Annotated in this window: 20 protein-coding genes and 1 pseudogene; 7 read left to right on the forward strand and 14 right to left on the reverse strand. The window is 71.1% G+C overall.

Annotated features, from left to right (window positions below; translation table 11 throughout):
• Positions 1-95: 95 nt before the first annotated feature.
• Positions 96-396: pseudogene (locus tag FH610_RS06145) on the reverse strand (transposase); the annotation flags it as partial.
• Positions 397-492: 96 nt separating this feature from the next.
• On the reverse strand, positions 493-636 hold the full coding sequence (locus FH610_RS42740; protein ID WP_161627927.1) for a hypothetical protein: 144 nt from the start codon (positions 634-636) through the stop codon (positions 493-495).
• Between the two features lie 142 nt (positions 637-778).
• On the opposite strand from FH610_RS42740, the gene FH610_RS06150 reads away from it, so the two are divergent.
• Positions 779-2,035, forward strand: a complete 1,257-nt coding sequence (locus tag FH610_RS06150; protein ID WP_139573326.1) for a hypothetical protein — start codon at positions 779-781, stop codon at positions 2,033-2,035.
• 299 nt (positions 2,036-2,334) lie between these two features.
• Here FH610_RS06150 and FH610_RS06155 read toward each other — a convergent pair whose 3' ends face one another.
• The 5 genes from FH610_RS06155 to FH610_RS06175 all read right to left on the reverse strand — a co-directional run bounded on the left by FH610_RS06155 (position 2,335) and on the right by FH610_RS06175 (position 6,246).
• Positions 2,335-3,054: an HAD family hydrolase gene (locus FH610_RS06155; RefSeq protein ID WP_139573675.1), complete on the reverse strand. Its 720-nt coding sequence runs from the start codon at positions 3,052-3,054 to the stop codon at positions 2,335-2,337.
• Between the two features lie 460 nt (positions 3,055-3,514).
• Positions 3,515-4,147: an HAD family hydrolase gene (locus FH610_RS06160; protein WP_139573327.1), complete on the reverse strand. Its 633-nt coding sequence runs from the start codon at positions 4,145-4,147 to the stop codon at positions 3,515-3,517.
• 50 nt (positions 4,148-4,197) lie between these two features.
• Positions 4,198-4,704 carry a DUF6912 family protein gene (locus tag FH610_RS06165; protein ID WP_139573328.1) on the reverse strand — a complete coding sequence of 169 codons (507 nt, stop codon included), beginning with the start codon at positions 4,702-4,704 and terminating at the stop codon, positions 4,198-4,200.
• Between the two features lie 29 nt (positions 4,705-4,733).
• A complete protein-coding gene (locus tag FH610_RS06170; RefSeq protein ID WP_139573329.1) occupies positions 4,734-5,408 on the reverse strand; it encodes an HAD family hydrolase in 675 nt (224 codons plus the stop codon).
• Between the two features lie 40 nt (positions 5,409-5,448).
• On the reverse strand, positions 5,449-6,246 hold the full coding sequence (locus tag FH610_RS06175) for a YbaB/EbfC family nucleoid-associated protein (RefSeq protein WP_139573330.1): 798 nt from the start codon (positions 6,244-6,246) through the stop codon (positions 5,449-5,451).
• A gap of 83 nt (positions 6,247-6,329) precedes the next feature.
• On the opposite strand from FH610_RS06175, the gene FH610_RS06180 reads away from it, so the two are divergent.
• The 3 genes from FH610_RS06180 to FH610_RS06190 are packed head-to-tail and all read left to right on the forward strand — an operon-like array spanning position 6,330 to position 7,860.
• Positions 6,330-6,662, forward strand: coding sequence for a hypothetical protein (locus FH610_RS06180; RefSeq protein ID WP_139573331.1), 333 nt, complete (start codon positions 6,330-6,332; stop codon positions 6,660-6,662).
• Positions 6,662-7,585 carry a hypothetical protein gene (locus FH610_RS06185; RefSeq protein WP_139573332.1) on the forward strand — a complete coding sequence of 308 codons (924 nt, stop codon included), beginning with the start codon at positions 6,662-6,664 and terminating at the stop codon, positions 7,583-7,585. Before FH610_RS06180 ends, FH610_RS06185 begins: the two co-directional genes overlap by 1 nt.
• 8 nt (positions 7,586-7,593) lie before the next feature.
• A complete protein-coding gene (locus FH610_RS06190) occupies positions 7,594-7,860 on the forward strand; it encodes a hypothetical protein (RefSeq protein ID WP_139573333.1) in 267 nt (88 codons plus the stop codon).
• On the opposite strand, the gene FH610_RS06195 is transcribed toward FH610_RS06190, so the two are convergent.
• The 7 genes from FH610_RS06195 to FH610_RS06225 form a co-directional block, all read right to left on the reverse strand.
• Positions 7,853-9,154, reverse strand: a complete 1,302-nt coding sequence (locus FH610_RS06195; protein ID WP_240808793.1) for a glycoside hydrolase family 3 protein — start codon at positions 9,152-9,154, stop codon at positions 7,853-7,855. The two genes, FH610_RS06190 and FH610_RS06195, sit on opposite strands and share 8 nt — an antisense overlap.
• 57 nt (positions 9,155-9,211) lie before the next feature.
• Positions 9,212-10,888, reverse strand: a complete 1,677-nt coding sequence (gene ptsP / locus FH610_RS06200; RefSeq protein ID WP_139573677.1) for a phosphoenolpyruvate--protein phosphotransferase — start codon at positions 10,886-10,888, stop codon at positions 9,212-9,214.
• A gap of 89 nt (positions 10,889-10,977) precedes the next feature.
• The gene (locus FH610_RS06205; protein WP_139573334.1) at positions 10,978-11,235 is read right to left on the reverse strand and encodes an HPr family phosphocarrier protein; all 258 of its coding nucleotides are present in this window, start codon (positions 11,233-11,235) and stop codon (positions 10,978-10,980) included.
• 24 nt (positions 11,236-11,259) lie between these two features.
• Complete coding sequence (locus FH610_RS06210; protein ID WP_139573335.1) at positions 11,260-11,895, reverse strand: HAD family hydrolase; 636 nt, start codon at positions 11,893-11,895, stop codon at positions 11,260-11,262.
• Between the two features lie 10 nt (positions 11,896-11,905).
• A complete protein-coding gene (locus FH610_RS06215) occupies positions 11,906-12,352 on the reverse strand; it encodes a PTS sugar transporter subunit IIA (protein ID WP_139573336.1) in 447 nt (148 codons plus the stop codon).
• Between the two features lie 81 nt (positions 12,353-12,433).
• Positions 12,434-12,670 carry a PTS sugar transporter subunit IIB gene (locus FH610_RS06220; RefSeq protein ID WP_030509331.1) on the reverse strand — a complete coding sequence of 79 codons (237 nt, stop codon included), beginning with the start codon at positions 12,668-12,670 and terminating at the stop codon, positions 12,434-12,436.
• Between the two features lie 32 nt (positions 12,671-12,702).
• Positions 12,703-13,737, reverse strand: coding sequence for an SIS domain-containing protein (locus FH610_RS06225; protein WP_139573337.1), 1,035 nt, complete (start codon positions 13,735-13,737; stop codon positions 12,703-12,705).
• A 153-nt stretch (positions 13,738-13,890) separates the two neighbouring features.
• Between FH610_RS06225 and FH610_RS06230 the strand changes: the two genes are divergently transcribed.
• The 3 genes from FH610_RS06230 to FH610_RS06240 all read left to right on the forward strand — a co-directional run bounded on the left by FH610_RS06230 (position 13,891) and on the right by FH610_RS06240 (position 16,713).
• Positions 13,891-14,631 (forward strand): GntR family transcriptional regulator, encoded by a 741-nt coding sequence (locus FH610_RS06230; protein WP_139573338.1) that lies wholly within the window; start codon positions 13,891-13,893, stop codon positions 14,629-14,631.
• A 28-nt stretch (positions 14,632-14,659) separates the two neighbouring features.
• On the forward strand, positions 14,660-15,994 hold the full coding sequence (locus tag FH610_RS06235) for a PTS transporter subunit EIIC (RefSeq protein ID WP_139573339.1): 1,335 nt from the start codon (positions 14,660-14,662) through the stop codon (positions 15,992-15,994).
• 266 nt (positions 15,995-16,260) lie between these two features.
• The gene (locus tag FH610_RS06240) at positions 16,261-16,713 is read left to right on the forward strand and encodes an Rv3235 family protein (protein ID WP_139573340.1); all 453 of its coding nucleotides are present in this window, start codon (positions 16,261-16,263) and stop codon (positions 16,711-16,713) included.
• Positions 16,714-16,740: the final 27 nt, after the last annotated feature.

A 16,740-nucleotide genomic window follows, 5' to 3' on the forward strand; every position in this document is an offset into this window, starting at 1 on the left:
CCGAACGGGTTAGTTGGAGTTGCAGGTGAACTGGGGTTAAACCGAATAAAGGGACACATCACATTTGGGGGTGCAGTTCGTCAGGTTGCGGAAGCCGAGCTGGTGCCGGGGCGGTCGAAGAACTGCGAGCACGTCGGCAGCGCGCAGCTTCAGCGTCCGGCCGAGCTTTCGGATCTCCTTCAGAGCGGCCGGGAGGCCACTGACGACGGAGTCGATCACGCCCCACATCAGCTGCTTGCCCGTCTTGTCGGGTTCGCGGTAGGCGGTGATGGCGCGCCGGTAGACGCCCCAGGTCGCCTCGACCTCGGCATGGTCCTCGTCGGCGAACAGCGCCTCCAGCCGGGCTCGCTGCTTGTCGGTGAGCAGGCTCTCGCCAGTGTGAAGGGTGCGGCGGGAAGCTTCGCCTTCGGCGGTGCGGCCTTCGACCAGCAGGACCATGGGCCGGTGCCCGAACGGCTCGTGCGCGAGGGGGGCCGCGGGGCATGGTGCGCATCAGGGATCTGGGTCGGACTCCGCGACGCGGCACTCGATCACCGCCCAGCCCGGCTCCAGCCGCTGCCCGACGGCCTCCAATCCGAGCTCCTCGAAGTGGCAGAACGCGGAAAGGTCAGGGGCGTCGAAAATAGCGTGGCGCACGTCGAGGTCTTCGGCCGGACGGTGAGCGCAGGAACTCCTATCCTGGAAGATCTCGACCCCCGCCCCGCGAATGCCGCGCGCACCCCGGCTCCACCCGCAACTGCGAAGAGCCGCCTCCCCGCCCACGCTTCAGGAGCCGACGATGAATGATGAGATTCAGCTGATCAGTGACGGCGATGGACTGGCGGTCATCGGGGATCCGACGGCTGTCGAACGCTTCCTGGTCTCCGAGGGACTGCCGTCGAAGGACCTCGGACTGCAACGGCTCGGATCTGTTCTCAATATCGGGGCTGAAGCCGCACAGGCAGGTTCCGAGATTGCCGCGAACTCAGGTCGCTGGGTGAAGCTGAGTAAGGAGTCCGCGCAGCTTGTCGAGAGGTACGGGCTGAGGCAAAGCTCGAAGTCGGGTCTCAGTTCCGGTGTGCTGAAGGGGAACAAGGGCCACATCAAGGGATTCGTCGAATTCGCGAAGGGGCCCGGATCGCTTCTGACCAACCCGGCGCTTCTGGCCGGTGCCGCGGGGATCATGGCGCAGCTTGCGATGCAACAGACCATGGACGAGATCACCGACTATCTCGCCACGATCGACGAGAAGGTCGACGACGTGCTCCGCGCCCAGAAGGACGCGGTGTTGGCGGACATGATCGGAGTGGACCTCGTGATCGAGGAGGCCATGACCATCCGAGAGCAGGTGGGCCGGGTCTCCGAGGTCACGTGGTCGAAGGTACAGGCCACGCCGGTGACGATCGCACGAACCCAGGCGTACGCGCTGCGTCAACTCGACGCACTCGCGGAGAAGATGGAACACAAGACCAAGATCGGTGATCTCGCCAAGACGTCCAAGGAAGCCGAGTCCAAGGTTCAGGAGTGGCTCGCCGTTCTGGCTCGCTGCTTCCAACTGCAGGACGCGATCGCCGTACTCGAACTCGACCGGGTGCTGGACGCGTCTCCGGAGGAACTGGACCGGCATCGCCTCGCACTTCGGGCTGCACGGCAAAATCGGCTGGAACTCATCACACGGAGCACCGAGCGTCTGATGGCCCGCATGCATGCGGCTGCCGGCACGGCCAACACGAAGGTGCTGCTGCACCCGACCACATCCCGGGCTGTGGTGCATTCGAGCGACTATGTCGCGATCGCCGTCGTCGACTTCCAGGGACGGCTCGGAATCGAGCGCAGCCGACAGTCATTGGAGGCGAGACGATGGGTGGACGCGGCCGCGGAGGTGCGGGACAAGGTGCTCGAGACAGGAGCAGAGGGCGTCGATGCCGCCAGGCACCTCGGTAACGAGACCCTCGACCGGGCCAGATCGGTGACGGGCAAGCTCTCCAGCGGGATTGCCGAGCGAGCGCTCCGTCGGCGCGGGGACGACGAGGAACGCGGCAGGAAGGCTGAGTGAGCGCCCCGGCCGTCAGCCACTCGGCAGGCTTCACTCGAGCCGTTCTGGCCACGTCAGCGGCCACCTCGTCTGACGTCCTCCCGGTGCTCTCGATCCACAGGACTTCAAGGCCGAGCGCCAGCGTGGGCGGCCCGCGACGGGGGCGTCGCGGAGGTCTCGATCTGGAAGTGGCGAAACAAGTTCCTCGACGCCGGCAAACATGCGCTGACGGTGGGCCGGTCGCTGCCGGCGGCAGGCGGATCCAGGCCCCGCCTACGCCCTCGATTGCCATGAGCCGATGAAGGGGCAGCGGCGACAAGTCAGGGCGTCGTACGGTCGGCCGGGGTGGTCAGGCGGGCGACGGCCGCGACGACTTCGGAGGGGTTGGACAGGTCGGACAGCACGATGTCGGCCCCCGCCTCGCGCAGCTCGGCGGCCGTGGACCGGCCCGACGCCACGCCGATCATGGCCGCGCCGCCGATCTTCGCCGCCTGGACGTCACGCGTGGAGTCGCCGATCAGCACGGTGTTGCCGGCTGTGAAGACGGCGCCATACCCGGCCTTGGCCCGTCCCTGCGCGACCTGCAGCAGGGTGGCCTTCGGATAGACCTCCTCGCCGTAGCCGCCCACCTCGACGTCAATCCACTTGTCCAGCCCGAACGCCTTGAGCTTGTGCACGGCGTTGCTCTTGATGGTGCCGGTGAGCACCGACTGCACGACGCCGTCGAGGCGCGACACGGCCTTGAGCGCGTCCTTGGCGCCGGGCAGCACGCGGCCGTCCTTGGTCAGCCGGTCGCGCCGCTCCGCGAAGCAGACGGCCAGCGCGTCGAGGAACCTCGGCAGGTGGTGGTCCTCGACGACGATGCCGTTGACGGCCAGGGTCTCGAAGACGATCTCCGAGTCGGGGCGGCCCAGCGCCGGTGCGAGCTTCACCAGCGGCCGCCCTGTCACCATCCGGAACGCGTCCGCGTAGGCGTCGCGGGTGACGATGGCGACGTCGACGAGCGTCAGGTCGATGTTCCAGAGAACGAGGCGGTTGATCGTGGCCTCCGTGGGGGTGCGGTGTGGATCGTGCTCAGCGTACGGCCCACGCGGGGCAGCCGCCGCATCCAGGACGACCTCGACAAGTCGCACGCACGGGGCCGCTACGCGGGACGTGGAAGGGCCAGGTCGCCCCGCAGTTCGGGCTCGGGCAGCCCTCTGGGCCACTCCAGCGACGGCCAGTGCTCCGACACGCTGACTGCGATCCGAGCACGATCGGTTCGAATCCCACGAAGTGGCCGGACGTGCCGTACGGCCAGAACTGCGACGCCAGACCCCGCCGAGCTACGAGCTGTACGACGGACGCCTGCGGCTGCACCAGACCCAGGAGCCGGGGCCGGACGGCGGTCGCCTGGTCAGCGACAAGTGTCGTCGGGAGTGTGGCGGTCAGGCGGCTCTACCGGCCGCCACGCCAAGCCCCGGTGGCTGCTGGAGGGGGAACGCCAGGCCCGCTGACGCGTCAGACGAGGTCGAGGGCGTCGGCCAGCGAGTCCACCACCGGGACCCCGACGCCCTCCAGCTCCGACCGCCTGGTCATGCCGCCGGTGTAGAGGATGGCGCGGGCGCCGACGTGCTGGGCCGCGTGGGCGTCGTCCACGCTGTCGCCGATGACGACGACCTTCGCCGAGTCGACGCCGAGCGCGCGCATGTGCTCCACCATGTGCTCGGCCTTGTGGCCGCCGGTCGCCGAGCGCGAGCCGTCGATGCGGGTGAAGTGGCCGTCGATGCCGAACTCGCCGGTCTTGCGGACCAGCCGTTCGTGGCCCCACATGGACAGCAGCGACTGCGTGCGGCCCGACCCCTCCCAGGCGCGCAGGCTCGACAGTGCCCCCTCGGCGAGGCTGCACGCCTCCATCAGCCGGTGGTAGTGCTCGTGGAAGCCCGCGTCGAGCAGTTCCCACTCGCCCTCCCCGAGCGGCCGGCCGAGCATCCGCTCGTACGCCACCCAGATGGGGCGGGTGTACACCTCACGGAAGCCCTCCGCGTCGTACGGCCCCAGGCCGTACGGCTGGAAGAGCTCGTTGGTCGCGCCGACGACGGCGTCGATGTCGTGGAAGAGCGTCCCGTTCCAGTCCCAAACAATGTGTGTCATCTCGCCTCCAGCTTAGACGCCGGGCGTGACAACTCCATGAACTACGCGGGTCAGGTGAGCAGATCCTGGATCTCCTGCGTGGCGTACCAGAGCAGTTCGTGGTCCTCCGCACCGTCCACGACGAACCGCGCGTCGTCATCCCCGACGTCGGCCGCGGGCAGCGCCGCGATCGCCGCCTCCACGTCCGGCGCGGCGTCGGCGTCGTCCACGTGGACCGAGGCGACCAGCCGCATCGGGATCGGCTCCAGGACCCGAACGCGGGCGCGCTCCTCCAGGTCGGCGCCGGCCTTCACGTTCTCGTCGGGCACCTCGGCCGCGATCACCACCCGCCGGGCGGCCACCTCGACGCCGTCCTTGCGGTCGGCGGCCAGCATGCGCAGGGAGGTCCGGGCGGCCTCGGTCAGCGCGACGTACTCCAGCTCCTCGGTGTCGCCCGAGGCGTACCACTCGATCAACGCGGGGGTGACCGCGAAGCCGGTCAGCGGGGCCGGGCCCAGCTCCCCTGCGGCGACGACGCGCGCCAGCGCGGGAATCGTGGACGGCAGATAGACGCGCATGCGTTCCTCGACTCGGTCTCTGATTGCAACTACAGACAGGCGGCGGCGCCGGGCTCGCGGAAAGGCAGGCCGAACAGGCGCTCCATCTCGGCGATGGTCTCCGAGGGATCGCTGTGGTGGACCCCGACCAGGCCGATCGCGCGGGCCGCCACGATGTTCGCCTCGATGTCGTCGACGAACACGCACTGTCCCGGCTCGAGCCCCAGCAGGCCGAGCGCGTGCCGGAAGATCCGCTCCTCGGGCTTGCGCATGCCGACCTCTCCGGAGATGACGACCGCGTCGAAGAGGACCTCCCAGCCCTCACGCGAGTAGTGGTCGCCCCAGGAGTTGGACACCAGGCAGGTGCCGAGCCCGGCCGTCCGGGCCTGGCGGAGCATCCCGTTCATCTCCTCGACCGGCCGGAACCCGGCGAACATCCGGGCCAGCAGGCCGTCGGCCTCCGGCGGGCCGCCGTCGAGGGTCACCAGCCGGGCCGCCAGGGCGCGCTCGAACTCCAGGACCGGAATCTCGCCCCGTTCGAGCGCGTGGATCGGGTTCTCGCCGTCCGGCTCGACGCCGGCCCGGTACGCCTGCGTGACCAGCGCGCGCATGACCTCCCGGTAGTGCCGGGGGTCGATCCGGTCCGCCTCGATCCACTCCGCGACGGACTCGGCCAGGCTCGTGGTCAGAACCCCGCCCCAGTCGATCAGCACACCCTTGAGCACCGCGCCTCCCACCCGACGTGCCTACAAATATAGGGAGTGGTCAGTCCGGCCGCTCGAACGGCTTGAGCACGCCGCCGAACCACTCGTCGACGGCGTCCGGGCCGAACGACTCGCCGGGCGCCAGCTCCCGCAGCGCGTCACTCACCATCTGACGGCTCTGCCGTTCCGCGTCCTGCTGCGCCCGGCCCAGGGCCAGCAGGAGTTCCTCGGCCAGCGTCCGGCTGGGCAGGCGCATGGCACGAGGCTCGATGACGACCTCCCGCACCTGGCCGTACACCGTCGTGACGACCTTGATCCGGCCGTCCGCCGCCCGGCCGTGGCCGGTGACGGCCTCGATCTCGCGCTGCCCGTCCTCCAGCCATGCCTCGATCTGTGCGGCGCGCTCCGCGTCCTGCTCCAGGTCGTCGGCCCGGTCCGCGGAGTGTGGGCCGAAGGCGTCCGCTCCCGCGTCCAGCTCCTGGGCGAGCTGGTCGAACCGATAACGCACGAACGTCTCGTCGAGCGGGGCGGCCAGCCCGGTCACCCTGCTCTGGGCGGCGGCGACGAGCTCGTCGGTCCTCTCCTTCGCGGCGTCCTGGGCGGCCCTGATCGCCCTCGTCACCTCCGCGCTCAGGACGGCCGCGTCGAGCCGCATGACCCGCGGATCCAATGTGATCGCGGTGACCTGCCCCCGGCCGTCGGCCCTGGCCCGCACCAGGCCGTCGGCGCCCTCCCCTTCGCCGGTGACCTGCCGGATCCCGGCCTGGACGTCCGCGAGGCCGCGCATGACGTCCTCTGCCTGGCGAATCATCTGCTCCAGCAGCTCCAGGTCGCTGCCCCCCGGAAACGACAGGGACAAGTATTCCTCCACAAAAAGGACAAAATGCTTTTACTGTGCAATTCACCCGTCCGTAATTCGCGGGTCATGCTAACGTGCCGCGCATGCACGGGGAACTCGGCATCGAACACAGCGAAGTGGACAGGGCCTCCTCTCGCCTGACGGAGCACGGCGATGAATTCGTGACCGCCCTCCAGTATCTGCGCGAGCGGGCGGGCGCCTCCTCGTGGGGCGACGACGGCCTGTTCGGCGCCTTCGTGGCCGCGTACAACCGCTCCGCCCTGACGGCCGTCGAGGCGTACGCGCAGCTCGGAGGGACGGTGGGCGGCACGGGAGAGGCGCTCGCGGTCGCGCGCCGGCGGGTGTCGGACGCCGAGGGCGACGCGGGGCGCCAGATCGCGGGGGCGCACGACGAACAGGGCCTGACATGGGCTTGATGCCGCCGGACTGGGCACAGCCGATCGCGAGCCTGGTCAACTTCCCGAAAATCGATGAGGCCGACATCCGCACGGAGATCCGCCCGTGGCAGGTCGTGCAGGCCGGCGCCGCCTCCGGGGGGAGCGGCGCGGAGGGCGAGGTCAGGCGGCTGCCGGGCGTGTACCAGGGCGTGTCCGCCGACGCGATGCGCACCAACTGGAACACCGGCACCACGGAACACCTCCGCACGGCCGTCGGGGCCGCCGCGTACGCGCCGGCGGTGCTCGAAGGCACCGCCACCGCGGTAACCGCCACGAAGGTGGCCATCATCACGCAGGCCATGGCGGGCGCGACCAAGTTGGCCTCGACGCTCGTCGCGGGCGGCCCGTTCGCCGCGGCCTCGGCCACGGCGGGGCTCCTCGCCACCCGGTACGCCATGCGGAAGATCCTCAGGGAGGCCGAGGAGGGCGGCGCCCGGGTTCTGGCCCCGGCCGTCACGCGGCACATCACCGAACCGCTTGAACGCATCCTGAAGAACACCCGCGGCCCCTTCGGAGGCGGCCCGTCCCTGGCGGGGGCGGGCGGCCCCCATGTTCCGCTGAGGGGCACGCCCGTGCGGACGGCAGGTGCGACGGGGCCCCGCGGGGGCCTCAAGCTCGACATGGGCAGGAGCCGCAGGCCCTATTCGAGGCAGAGCGGCCCCGAACTGTCCTCAGCGGAGCAGCAGGCGCTGGACGCGAAGAAGGCCGGTCAGCCGTACGACAGGAAGGCCGCCAAGGCGGCCGAGCAAAAGGTGAAGACCGGCGAGAAGCTCGACGGCGACCGCAACGCCCAGAAGCGCGGCACCCAGTCCAACCAGGGCAACGCCAACCAGCAGCAGGGCCAGCAGCAGGGCCAGCAGAATCAGAACACCCAGGGCAAGAAGAAAAGGCGTTTCCTGTAGGGACTGTCATGACCAAGCCAATTTCGAGCCAGATGTACCACTTCACCCAGAACAATCCGGAAGGGATCGGACAGGACAGCGTGCCTGCGCTGCTCCGCCGGGTCGCGACCACGATCGAGGAACTGGGCCAGGTCGAGGTGTACGACCTGGTCATGCACAACGAGGTCACCGACGACGGGACCGACTGGCCGTCGATCACGGTCTACTTCGACTACACCCAGGCCGACGAGCCAGAGGAGGACGAGCCGGAAGGAGACGCGCCCGCCGTCACCTGACGACGGCGAAGACCCGCTCCGCGACCTTGCGGTGCGCGGCGGACTTCAGCGCGCCGGGGTCGGTGCGGATCGGGCCGAAGACACCGCGCTTCTCCTTCAGCCGCAGGATCCGCAGCACCGACTCGTCGATCCTGCGTTCGGAGATCCGGCCCGACTTCACCGCGTCGAGGACGGCATCGTACGCCTTGGGCAGGTTGGGCGGCATGAGGAGCACGTCGGCCCCGGCGAGCACGGCCCGCACGGCGACCTCGGCGTCGCCGTACTTCTTCCGCACCCCGGCCATGTCGAGCGCGTCGGTGCTGATCACGCCGTCGAAGCCGAGTTCCTCGCGGAGCAGGCCGGTGAGGATGCGGTGGGACAGCGTCGCGGGGTCGCCCGAGGGGTCGAGCTTCGGCATCACCACGTGGGCCGACATGATCGCGTCCACGTCGTGCGCGATCGCCGTGCGGAACGGCGGCGCGTCCAGCTTCCGCCACTGCGTCTTCGAGTGCGTGATGACCGGCAGGCCCGTGTGGCTGTCGACCGAGGTGTCCCCGTGGCCGGGGAAGTGCTTGGCGACGGAGGCCACGTCCGCCGCGTGGAAGCCGTCGACGGCCGCCCCGACCATCGCGGCCACCTTTCCCGGGTCGGAGCCGTACGCGCGGGGGCCGATCACGGGATTGCGGGGGTTGATGTTGACGTCGGCCACCGGCGCGAAGTCGAGCGAGATGCCGAGGTCGCGCAGTTCCTCACCGGTCGCCCTGGCGACGTCGCGCGCGTTCGCCGTCTTGCCGGTCTCGCCGATCTCCGACGCGCCGGGGAACGTGGTGACGAGAGACTTGAGCCGGGAGACGAGGCCGTTCTCCTGGTCCACGCCGATCATGAGCGGTGCCTCGCCGGACCTGGCCGCCGCCTCGCGCAGACCGGTGGTGAGCGCGGCCACCTGGCTCGCGCCGGAGACGTTGCCCGCCCAGTCGAACAGGATCACCCCGCCGGGGCGGAACTTCTCCACCACCTGCGCCGGCGTCCCCACGCCGTACCGCGCCTCGTTCTCCTTGCTCGCCGCCCCGGCCTTCTGGCCCCACACCACGATGGTGAAGAGCTGGGCCACCTTGTCCCGCAGGCTCATCGCCGCGAGCGTCCGCTCGGCCAGGCTTCCCGAGGGGCGGGCCGACGGCGAGGGGGGTGGTGGGGACACGGACACCGGCGCGGACGTGCGCGGCGAGGGCGCCGGGCTCGCCGCGCCGACGCCGGACGAGCATCCGGTCGCGAGGAGGGCGGCGAGCATGACGACACCGTGTCTGATTCGTGGCACGTTCTTTACCGTAGCCGCGCCCGGCCGTGACCGGGCCAGGAACCCGGTCACGGACGGTCAGAACGCGAGTGCCTCCAGGCCCGGCAGTTCGGCGCGTGCGGCGGCCTTGGCGGCCTGCGCCGAGGTGGCCGAGCGCGCCGCGGCGGCGGCGTCGCGGCACTGCGCGAGCGTGTGCCGCGACAGGGCGGCGCGCACCCAGGGCAGCGCGGGGGCGCCCATGGACAGCGAGGTGACCCCCATGCCGACGAGCACACAGGCGAGCACCGGATCGGCCGCGGCCTCGCCGCAGACCCCGCAGCCCTTGCCCGCCGCCGAGGCGGCCGAGGCCGCCATCGCGATCAGGTCGAGCACGGCCGGATGCCACGGATCCTGCAGCCCGGCCACGGCGCTGACCTGCCGGTCGGCCGCGAGCGCGTACTGCGTGAGGTCGTTGGTCCCGATCGAGAAGAAGTCGACGGCCCGGATGAGGTCCACCGCCCGCAGCGCCGCCGACGGCACCTCGATCATGATGCCCGCGCCGTCGAGCCCCGCCGTACGGCAGGCGTCGGCGAACCACTCGGCCTCCTCGACGGTGGCCACCATCGGCGCCATGACCTGGACCTTGGCCGAGACGCCCGTGGCGGCCCGCGCCAGCGCGCCGAGCTGAGCGGTCATGATCTCCGGATACCGGCGGAACATGCGCAGGCCGCGTTCCCCGAGCGCCGGGTTCGGCTCCTCCTCCGGCGGCGGCAGGAACGCCAGCGGCTTGTCGGCGCCGGAGTCGAGCGTGCGCACCACCACACGCCCCTCCGGGAACGCCTCGAACACCGCCCGGTAGGCCTCCTCCTGCTCGCTCCCCGACGGCGCGGTCTCACGGTCGAGGAAGAGGAACTCCGTGCGGTAGAGGCCGACGCCCTCGGCGCCGTTGGCCAGCGCGCTCTCCAGGTCGCGGGGGCCGCCGATGTTGGCGAGCAGGGGAACGGGGTGCCCGTCGGCGGTCGCGCCGGGACCGGTGGCCGCCGACAGCACCGCCCGCCGCGCCTCCTCGGCGGCGCGCGCCTCGGCCACGCGGGCCGGGTCCGGCGCGAGCAGCACCTGTCCGGACGCGCCGTCGACCAGCACGGGGGTGCCGGGGGCGATCGCCGTCGCGCCGGCGCAGCCGACGACGGCGGGCACGCCCATCGAGCGGGCGAGGATCGCCGTGTGGCTGGTCGGCCCGCCCTGCTCGGTGACGAACGCGGCGACCACGTCCTTCGACAGCAGCGCCGTGTCGGCCGGGGCGAGGTCCTTGGCGACCAGCACGAACGGCTCGGCGGCGCTGGCCGGCACGCCGGGCATGGGCAGGCCGGTGAGCACGGCGATCACCCGGTCGCGGATGTCGTCGAGGTCCGCCACGCGCTCGGCCAGGTAACCGCCGGCCGCCGCGAGCAGGTCCCGATACTTGCCGAAGGCGTCGAAGACGGCGCGCGGGGCGGCCACGCCACGCTCGATGAGCTCGCCGACCTCCACGGCCAGGCTCGGGTCGCGGGCCATCAACGCCTGCGCGCCGAGCACCTCCTCGGCCTCGCCGCCCGCCCTGGCGCCCCGCGCCTCCAGGTCGGCGGCCACCTCCTCGACCGCCCGCTCGGCGCGGGCCCGCTCGGCGGCGGCGTCGCCGTCGTGGCGCGCCTCCTTGTCGGGCTCGGGGATCTCACCCGCGAGCACATGGGCCGGGCCGTACCCGGCGCCGGGGCTGACCCCCGTACCGGCAAGCACTGTGCCGGCCAGCGACGTGCCGGCCAGCGACCGCGCGCCGTTCTCGTCCCCCGCCGTCGTCCCCGTCTTCCGCTGTCCGTCCACTGGCGTCAGGAGGCCGAGGCGATCTGGGCGAGCTCGTCGAGCAGCTCTTCGGCGCCGTCGCCCTCCGCGCGGATGACGATCGACTCGCCCTGCCGTACGTCGAGCGCCAGAACCGACAGGATGCTCTTCGCGCTCACCGGCGAACCGCCCGCCTTCGCGATGGTGACGTCGTAGGGCGCCTTCGCCGCGGTCTGCACGAACGTCGCCGCCGGGCGGGCGTGCAGCCCGACCTCGGACGCGACGCTGACTGTGCGTTCGGCCACGTTTCCTCCTCCTGCGGCGGTGGTCTAGACCGCCGGTAGTTCCGTCAAAGGCCAGTCAATACCCGACATATCGGGTATTACCAGATCCGCGTGTGACAGTTCATCCGGATGATGGGTGGTGGCCACCGCAACGCACGTCATACCCGCGGCCCGGGCCGCCGCTATCCCGGCGAGCGAGTCCTCGAACACCACACACGTGGCCGGGTCCACCGCGAGCAGGTCGGCCGCCATGAGGTAACCGGCCGGATCCGGCTTCCCCACGGTCACGTCCTCGGCCGAGACGATGGTCCGTACCACCTCCACGACGCCGATCTCGGTGAGCCGCTCCACCGCCCACCACCGCTGGGCCGAGGTGACCAGGGCCAGCGGAGCTCCCTGCTCCGCGACCCGGGACACCAGCTCCGCCGCCCCCGGGACCGGCACGATGTCGGGCAGGTCCGGATGGTCGTAGTAGGAGCGGATCTCCTCCATCACGACCTCCGGATCCAGGCCGGGCAGCACCTCGGGGACGACGTCCACCCCGCGGCGGCCCATGACGCGCCGCAACAGCGTCTCGTCGTACGTGATGCCGCGGTCGTCCAGGAACATCCGCCACAGGGCGCGGCTGCGGACCTCGGTGTTGACCAGGGTGCCGTCGAGGTCGAAGAGCGCGGCCTCCATCACCTGAGCATCACGACCACTCGAAGAGCGGGTCACCCGCGCTCACGCGGCCCTCGGCGACCTCGCCGACCGAGCCCGCCACGGCGTCGAGCGCCACCACCGGGCAGACCGGCGAGCGCCCGCCGGCCTCGACCGCCGCGGGGTCCCAGGCCACGACGGGCTGCCCGGCGCCGACGCGATCCCCCTCCGCCGCGAGCAGGCGGAAGCCGTCGCCCTTGAGTTGCACGGTGTCGATGCCGAGATGCACCAGCACGCCCCTGCCGTCGTCCCCCACCACGACGTACGCGTGCGGGTGCAGCTTCACGATCGTGCCGCTGATCGGGGCCAGAGCCTCGACGGGCTGCCGGAGGGGGTCGATCGCGGTTCCCGGGCCGACCATCGCCTGCGAGAACACCGGGTCCGGCACGGCGGCCAGGCCGATGGCCGCCCCCGCGACCGGGGCGAGAACAGTCGTCAATGAAGAGCCCTTCCCTGAGATCCGGGCAGGCGTCGCCACAGGTCCGCCCGAGACCGGGGGACCCGCGACGATCTCCCGGGTTCAGCCGATGATGTCCTCGATGTCGCTGGCGATGGTGTCGGCCTCGGGGCCCACCACGACCTGGACGACGTTGCCCGCCGCCATCACTCCGTGGGCGCCGGCCGCCTTGAGCGCGGCCTGGTCCACCTTCGAGGCGTCGTGCACCTCGGTGCGCAGCCGCGTGATGCACGGCTCCACTTCGATGATGTTGTCGGCGCCACCGAGCCCGGCGATGATCGCCTCGGCGTCTGCAGCCATGGGGGTCCTCCTGTTGTTCGGCCGGTCTGTCGTCAGTCGGTCTGCGTGACCTTCTTCAGACCGCGGGGGGAATCGGGGTCGATACCGAGCCTGCGCGCGAGCGCCTCGGTGAGCAACTGCCCGGGGACGATGAGTCCCAGCGGAGCCACCCACTCGGGCAGGTCCGGACCGTTCAGGGCGGCGGTCGAGGCGGCGGCGAGCCGTTCGCCGCCCCCGACGCCGAAGGCGGCGGCGCCCGCGCCGGTGACCCGCTCGGCCAGCGCGACCGTGCCCGCCAGTGTCGGGCCCTGCCCCGCCGCCACCAGGATCGCCGGGGTCTCGGCGTCCACGACCGCGATCGGGCCGTGCAGCAGGTCGGCGTACGACAGGCCCATGGCGTGCAGGTAGCACGCCTCCTTGAGCTTGAGCGCCAGCTCGAGCGCGGTCGAGAACGCCAGGCCGCGGCCGGACACGACGACGCCGGGCTTGTCGGCCAGGCCCTCGACCACGGCGTCCAGGTCGCCGGGGTCGGAGATCAGCTTCTCCACCGCGTCCGGCACCCGGCGCAGGTCGTCGGGGTCCACGTCGGCGCCGAGGCCGATCGCGAGCACGGCCAGCGCGGCGAGCTGGGTCGTGTAGGTCTTCGTGGCCGGGACGGCCTTCTCCTCGCCGGCGAGCGTGCACAGCGCGAGGTCGGCGGCCTGGGCCAGCGGCGACTCCTCGCCGCCGTTGGTGATCGCGACGGTCTTCGCGCCGCAGTCCTTCGCCCACTGGAGGGTCTCGACGATCTCCTCCGTACGGCCGGACTGGGACAGGCCCACGGCCAGCACCCCGTCGAGGTCGAGCCTGCGGCGGTAGGTGGTGGCGACGGAGGGGGCGCCCATCGCGGCCATCCGGCCCGCCCGCGCCTCGATCAGATAGCGGCCGTAGACCGCCGCGTTGTCCGAGGTCCCGCGGGCGACGAACAGCAGGTGGCGGGTGCCCCGCGCGACCGCCTCGACGTCGCCGGTCCTCGGAAGGAGGGCGTCCAGCGTCGCCCGAATCGCCGCGGGCTGCTCGGCGATCTCACCGCGCATCCTGGTCGTCATCGATGATCATCCTCTGCTTGGCGAGATTTGTCCGTTATCGATCCGTCGCCGGCCCATACATTGACACACATTTCCCGGCTGTGGTCTAGTCCGGACTAGACCAGTAAGAACCTTAACTTATTCGGACGATCCAGAGCGAGAGGGGAGGGATCAGTGGCCCAGATCGATCCGGACAGCCCGGTGCCCAAGTACTTCCAGCTACGGGAGATCCTGCTCGACCTCATCGAGAGCAACGAGCTGCCGATCGGCGCGGCGATCCCCTCCGAACGCGACCTGAGCCAGCGCTTCGACCTGTCTCGTATGACGGTACGGCAGGCCGTCGACCACCTGGTGTCCGAGGGCCGGTTGCACCGGGTCCCGGGCAAGGGGACGTTCGTGGCCCGCCCGAAGATCGAGCTGGCACTCCAACTCACCTCCTTCACCGACGACATGCGGGCGCGCGGCATGGAGCCGGGCTCCCGCGACCTGGACCGGCGGGTGGTCCGGGCCAGTGCCCACCTCGCACGGCAGCTCGGCATCCAGCCGGGAGACGCCGTCCACTTCATCGAGCGGCTGCGCACGGCGGACGGGGAACCGCTGAGCATCGAGCGCGCCCACATCCCGGTCGCGCTCGCACCCGATCTCGATGCCTACGACCTGACCGGACGATCCCTGTACGCCCTGCTCGAGTCGCGCTACGCGCTCGTGATGGACGCCGGGGAGCTGACCATCGACGGCGGCCTCGCCGATCCGAGCGACGCCGACCTGCTCAAACTGCCCCGGGGCGGGGCCGTGCTGCTGCTGCAGCGCCGGTCCTTCGCCGGCGGGGTGTGCGCCGAACTCGGCGTCTCCACCTATCGCGCCGACCGCTACCAGCTCCGGACGCTCCTCGGAGCCCCGGCCAGACGCCTCTAGTAGTCCCCCCATCCTGGAGGAACACCCGATGAGTTCCACCTCCGCCGACGCGGGCCTGCCCGCGGCACCTTCCGGCCAGAACGCGGTGCTGACCGCACTGTCCCGCATCGGCCGCTCCCTGATGCTCCCGATCGCGGCACTGCCCGCCGCGGCCCTCCTTCTCCGGTTCGGCCAGGACGACCTCCTCGGCCGCACGGACAACGCTGCCCTCGACAAGATCGCACAGGTCATCGGCGGCGCGGGCGGCGCCCTGTTCGACGCGCTGCCGCTGCTGTTCGCGGTCGGCGTCGCGGTCGGCTTCGCCCGCAAGGCCGACGGCTCGACCGCTCTCGCGGCCGTGGTCGGCTACCTCGTCTGGGACCGGGTCACCCACCTGATGTTCTTCGACGCCTCCGCGGACGCGGCGGTGCACAAGAAGGTGGCACAGTCCATCGTGGGAGCGGACGGCAAGCCGGCGGAGGCGCTCAACCTCGCGGCGGCCAATCCGACCGGAGTGCTCGGCGGCATCCTCATGGGCCTCGTCGCGGCGATCCTGTGGCAGCGGTACTACCGGACGAAACTGCCGGCCTACCTGGCCTTCTTCGGCGGCCGCCGCTTCGTCCCGATCCTCACCGCGCTGGCCGGGCTCGTCCTCGGCGTCGTCTTCGGCCTGATCTGGCCGCCGATCGGGCAGGGCCTGACCAACTTCGGCGACTGGCTCGCCAGCAACTCCACGCTCGGCGCGGGCATCTACGGGATCGTGAACCGGGGCCTCATCCCCTTCGGCCTGCACCACTTCGTCAACTCGATCGTGTGGTTCACCGTGCCGGAGTGCACCGTCGGCGCGACCCACGCCGCGGGCGACCTGAACTGCTACTTCGCCGGGCAGGACGGCGCCGGCGCGTTCATGGCGGGCTTCTTCCCGGTCATGATGTTCGGCCTGCCGGCCGCCGCGATCGCCATGTGGCGGGCCGCGCCGCCGCACCGCCGCGCCACCGTCGGCGGCATCATGATCTCCTCGGCCCTGATCTCGTTCGTCACCGGCATCACCGAGCCGATCGAGTTCGCGTTCATCTTCGTGGCCCCGATCCTGTTCGCGGCGCACGCGCTACTCACCGGCGTCTCGATGGCCCTGGTCGCGGCCCTGGACGGGCGCCTCGGCTTCGGGTTCTCCGCCGGCGCGATCGACGCGGGCCTGAACGCGACGAAGGACAACACGCACAACTTCTGGCTGATCATGTTGATCGGCGTCGTCTACTTCTTCCTCTACTACGTGGTCTTCAGCTTCCTCATCAAGAAGCTGAACATCATGACGCCCGGTCGCGAACCCGAGCCCGACGTGGACTCCGGGGAGAGCGCCGACACGGCGCGTGCCCGCGCCTGACGCGTCAGGTCCCCCTCTCAGGGAGCAGGGGCGCCCGGTGATCCCGGGCGCCCCTGTTGTGTTTCCCGCCATTGCGGATGCCGCTAATCGCCGATCAACCCGTGCTCAAATCCAGAGCGGCCCCGCCAACCGGGAGGAATCTTCCCGGACGAACGGCGGCACAAAGGCTCGCGACTCGGCAAAGTTGGCGTTTCCCCGTATCAGAGCGGATGACCGCAACCTCTATTAAGCGTCAGCTTCACGGCGCATGAGAGCGGAGTCCCCCGATGCCCAAGCCCGTCCCCCTGCCACGGCTCGCGTCCGTCCCCCCGGCCGATCCTCCCTACGACGAGCGTGACGGCGGCGGCCACATCACGCGTCCCGGCACGTACGGCGCGCTCGCCCTGGCTCCCATCCCGCGCCGTACGGGCACGCCCACGGACGAGCGCCGCCTGCGGGGGCTCGGCCAGGCGCTCGCGGAGATCCTGGCGGGCCGCAGGCCACCGGAGACCGTCCAGGACCGGCTGACCGAGCGGGCCTACCGCGAGCTGGTCCGGGCCGGGAAGATGATCGACGCCGAGCGGCCGCCCCTGACGGGCCTCCCCCACGTGCAACGGCCCCGCGACGGGGTGATCGAGATGTGCCTGCTCGTCCACTGCGGGCCGCGCAGCCGCGTGCTCGCCGTACGGCTGGAGCGGCAGGGCGTGCAGTGGCTGGTCACCGACTTCGAGACCGCGTGACCGGGCCCCGCATGACGCGAAGGACCC

The sequence above is a fragment of the Microbispora catharanthi genome (assembly GCF_006334915.2).
Lineage (GTDB): Bacteria > Actinomycetota > Actinomycetes > Streptosporangiales > Streptosporangiaceae > Microbispora > Microbispora catharanthi.

What these genes read in the sequence shown, in the direction of transcription:
- FH610_RS06150 (WP_139573326.1), top strand. Translation starts at nt 779, where the DNA reads ATGAATGATGAGATTCAGCTGATCAGTGACGGCGATGGACTGGCGGTC.
- FH610_RS06160 (WP_139573327.1), bottom strand. Translation starts at nt 4,147, where the DNA reads ATGACACACATTGTTTGGGACTGGAACGGGACGCTCTTCCACGACATC.
- FH610_RS06165 (WP_139573328.1), bottom strand. Translation starts at nt 4,704, where the DNA reads ATGCGCGTCTATCTGCCGTCCACGATTCCCGCGCTGGCGCGCGTCGTC.
- FH610_RS06180 (WP_139573331.1), top strand. Translation starts at nt 6,330, where the DNA reads ATGCACGGGGAACTCGGCATCGAACACAGCGAAGTGGACAGGGCCTCC.
- FH610_RS06185 (WP_139573332.1), top strand. Translation starts at nt 6,662, where the DNA reads ATGCCGCCGGACTGGGCACAGCCGATCGCGAGCCTGGTCAACTTCCCG.
- FH610_RS06190 (WP_139573333.1), top strand. Translation starts at nt 7,594, where the DNA reads ATGACCAAGCCAATTTCGAGCCAGATGTACCACTTCACCCAGAACAAT.
- FH610_RS06210 (WP_139573335.1), bottom strand. Translation starts at nt 11,895, where the DNA reads ATGGAGGCCGCGCTCTTCGACCTCGACGGCACCCTGGTCAACACCGAG.
- FH610_RS06220 (WP_030509331.1), bottom strand. Translation starts at nt 12,670, where the DNA reads ATGGCTGCAGACGCCGAGGCGATCATCGCCGGGCTCGGTGGCGCCGAC.
- FH610_RS06225 (WP_139573337.1), bottom strand. Translation starts at nt 13,737, where the DNA reads ATGACGACCAGGATGCGCGGTGAGATCGCCGAGCAGCCCGCGGCGATT.
- FH610_RS06235 (WP_139573339.1), top strand. Translation starts at nt 14,660, where the DNA reads ATGAGTTCCACCTCCGCCGACGCGGGCCTGCCCGCGGCACCTTCCGGC.
- FH610_RS06240 (WP_139573340.1), top strand. Translation starts at nt 16,261, where the DNA reads ATGCCCAAGCCCGTCCCCCTGCCACGGCTCGCGTCCGTCCCCCCGGCC.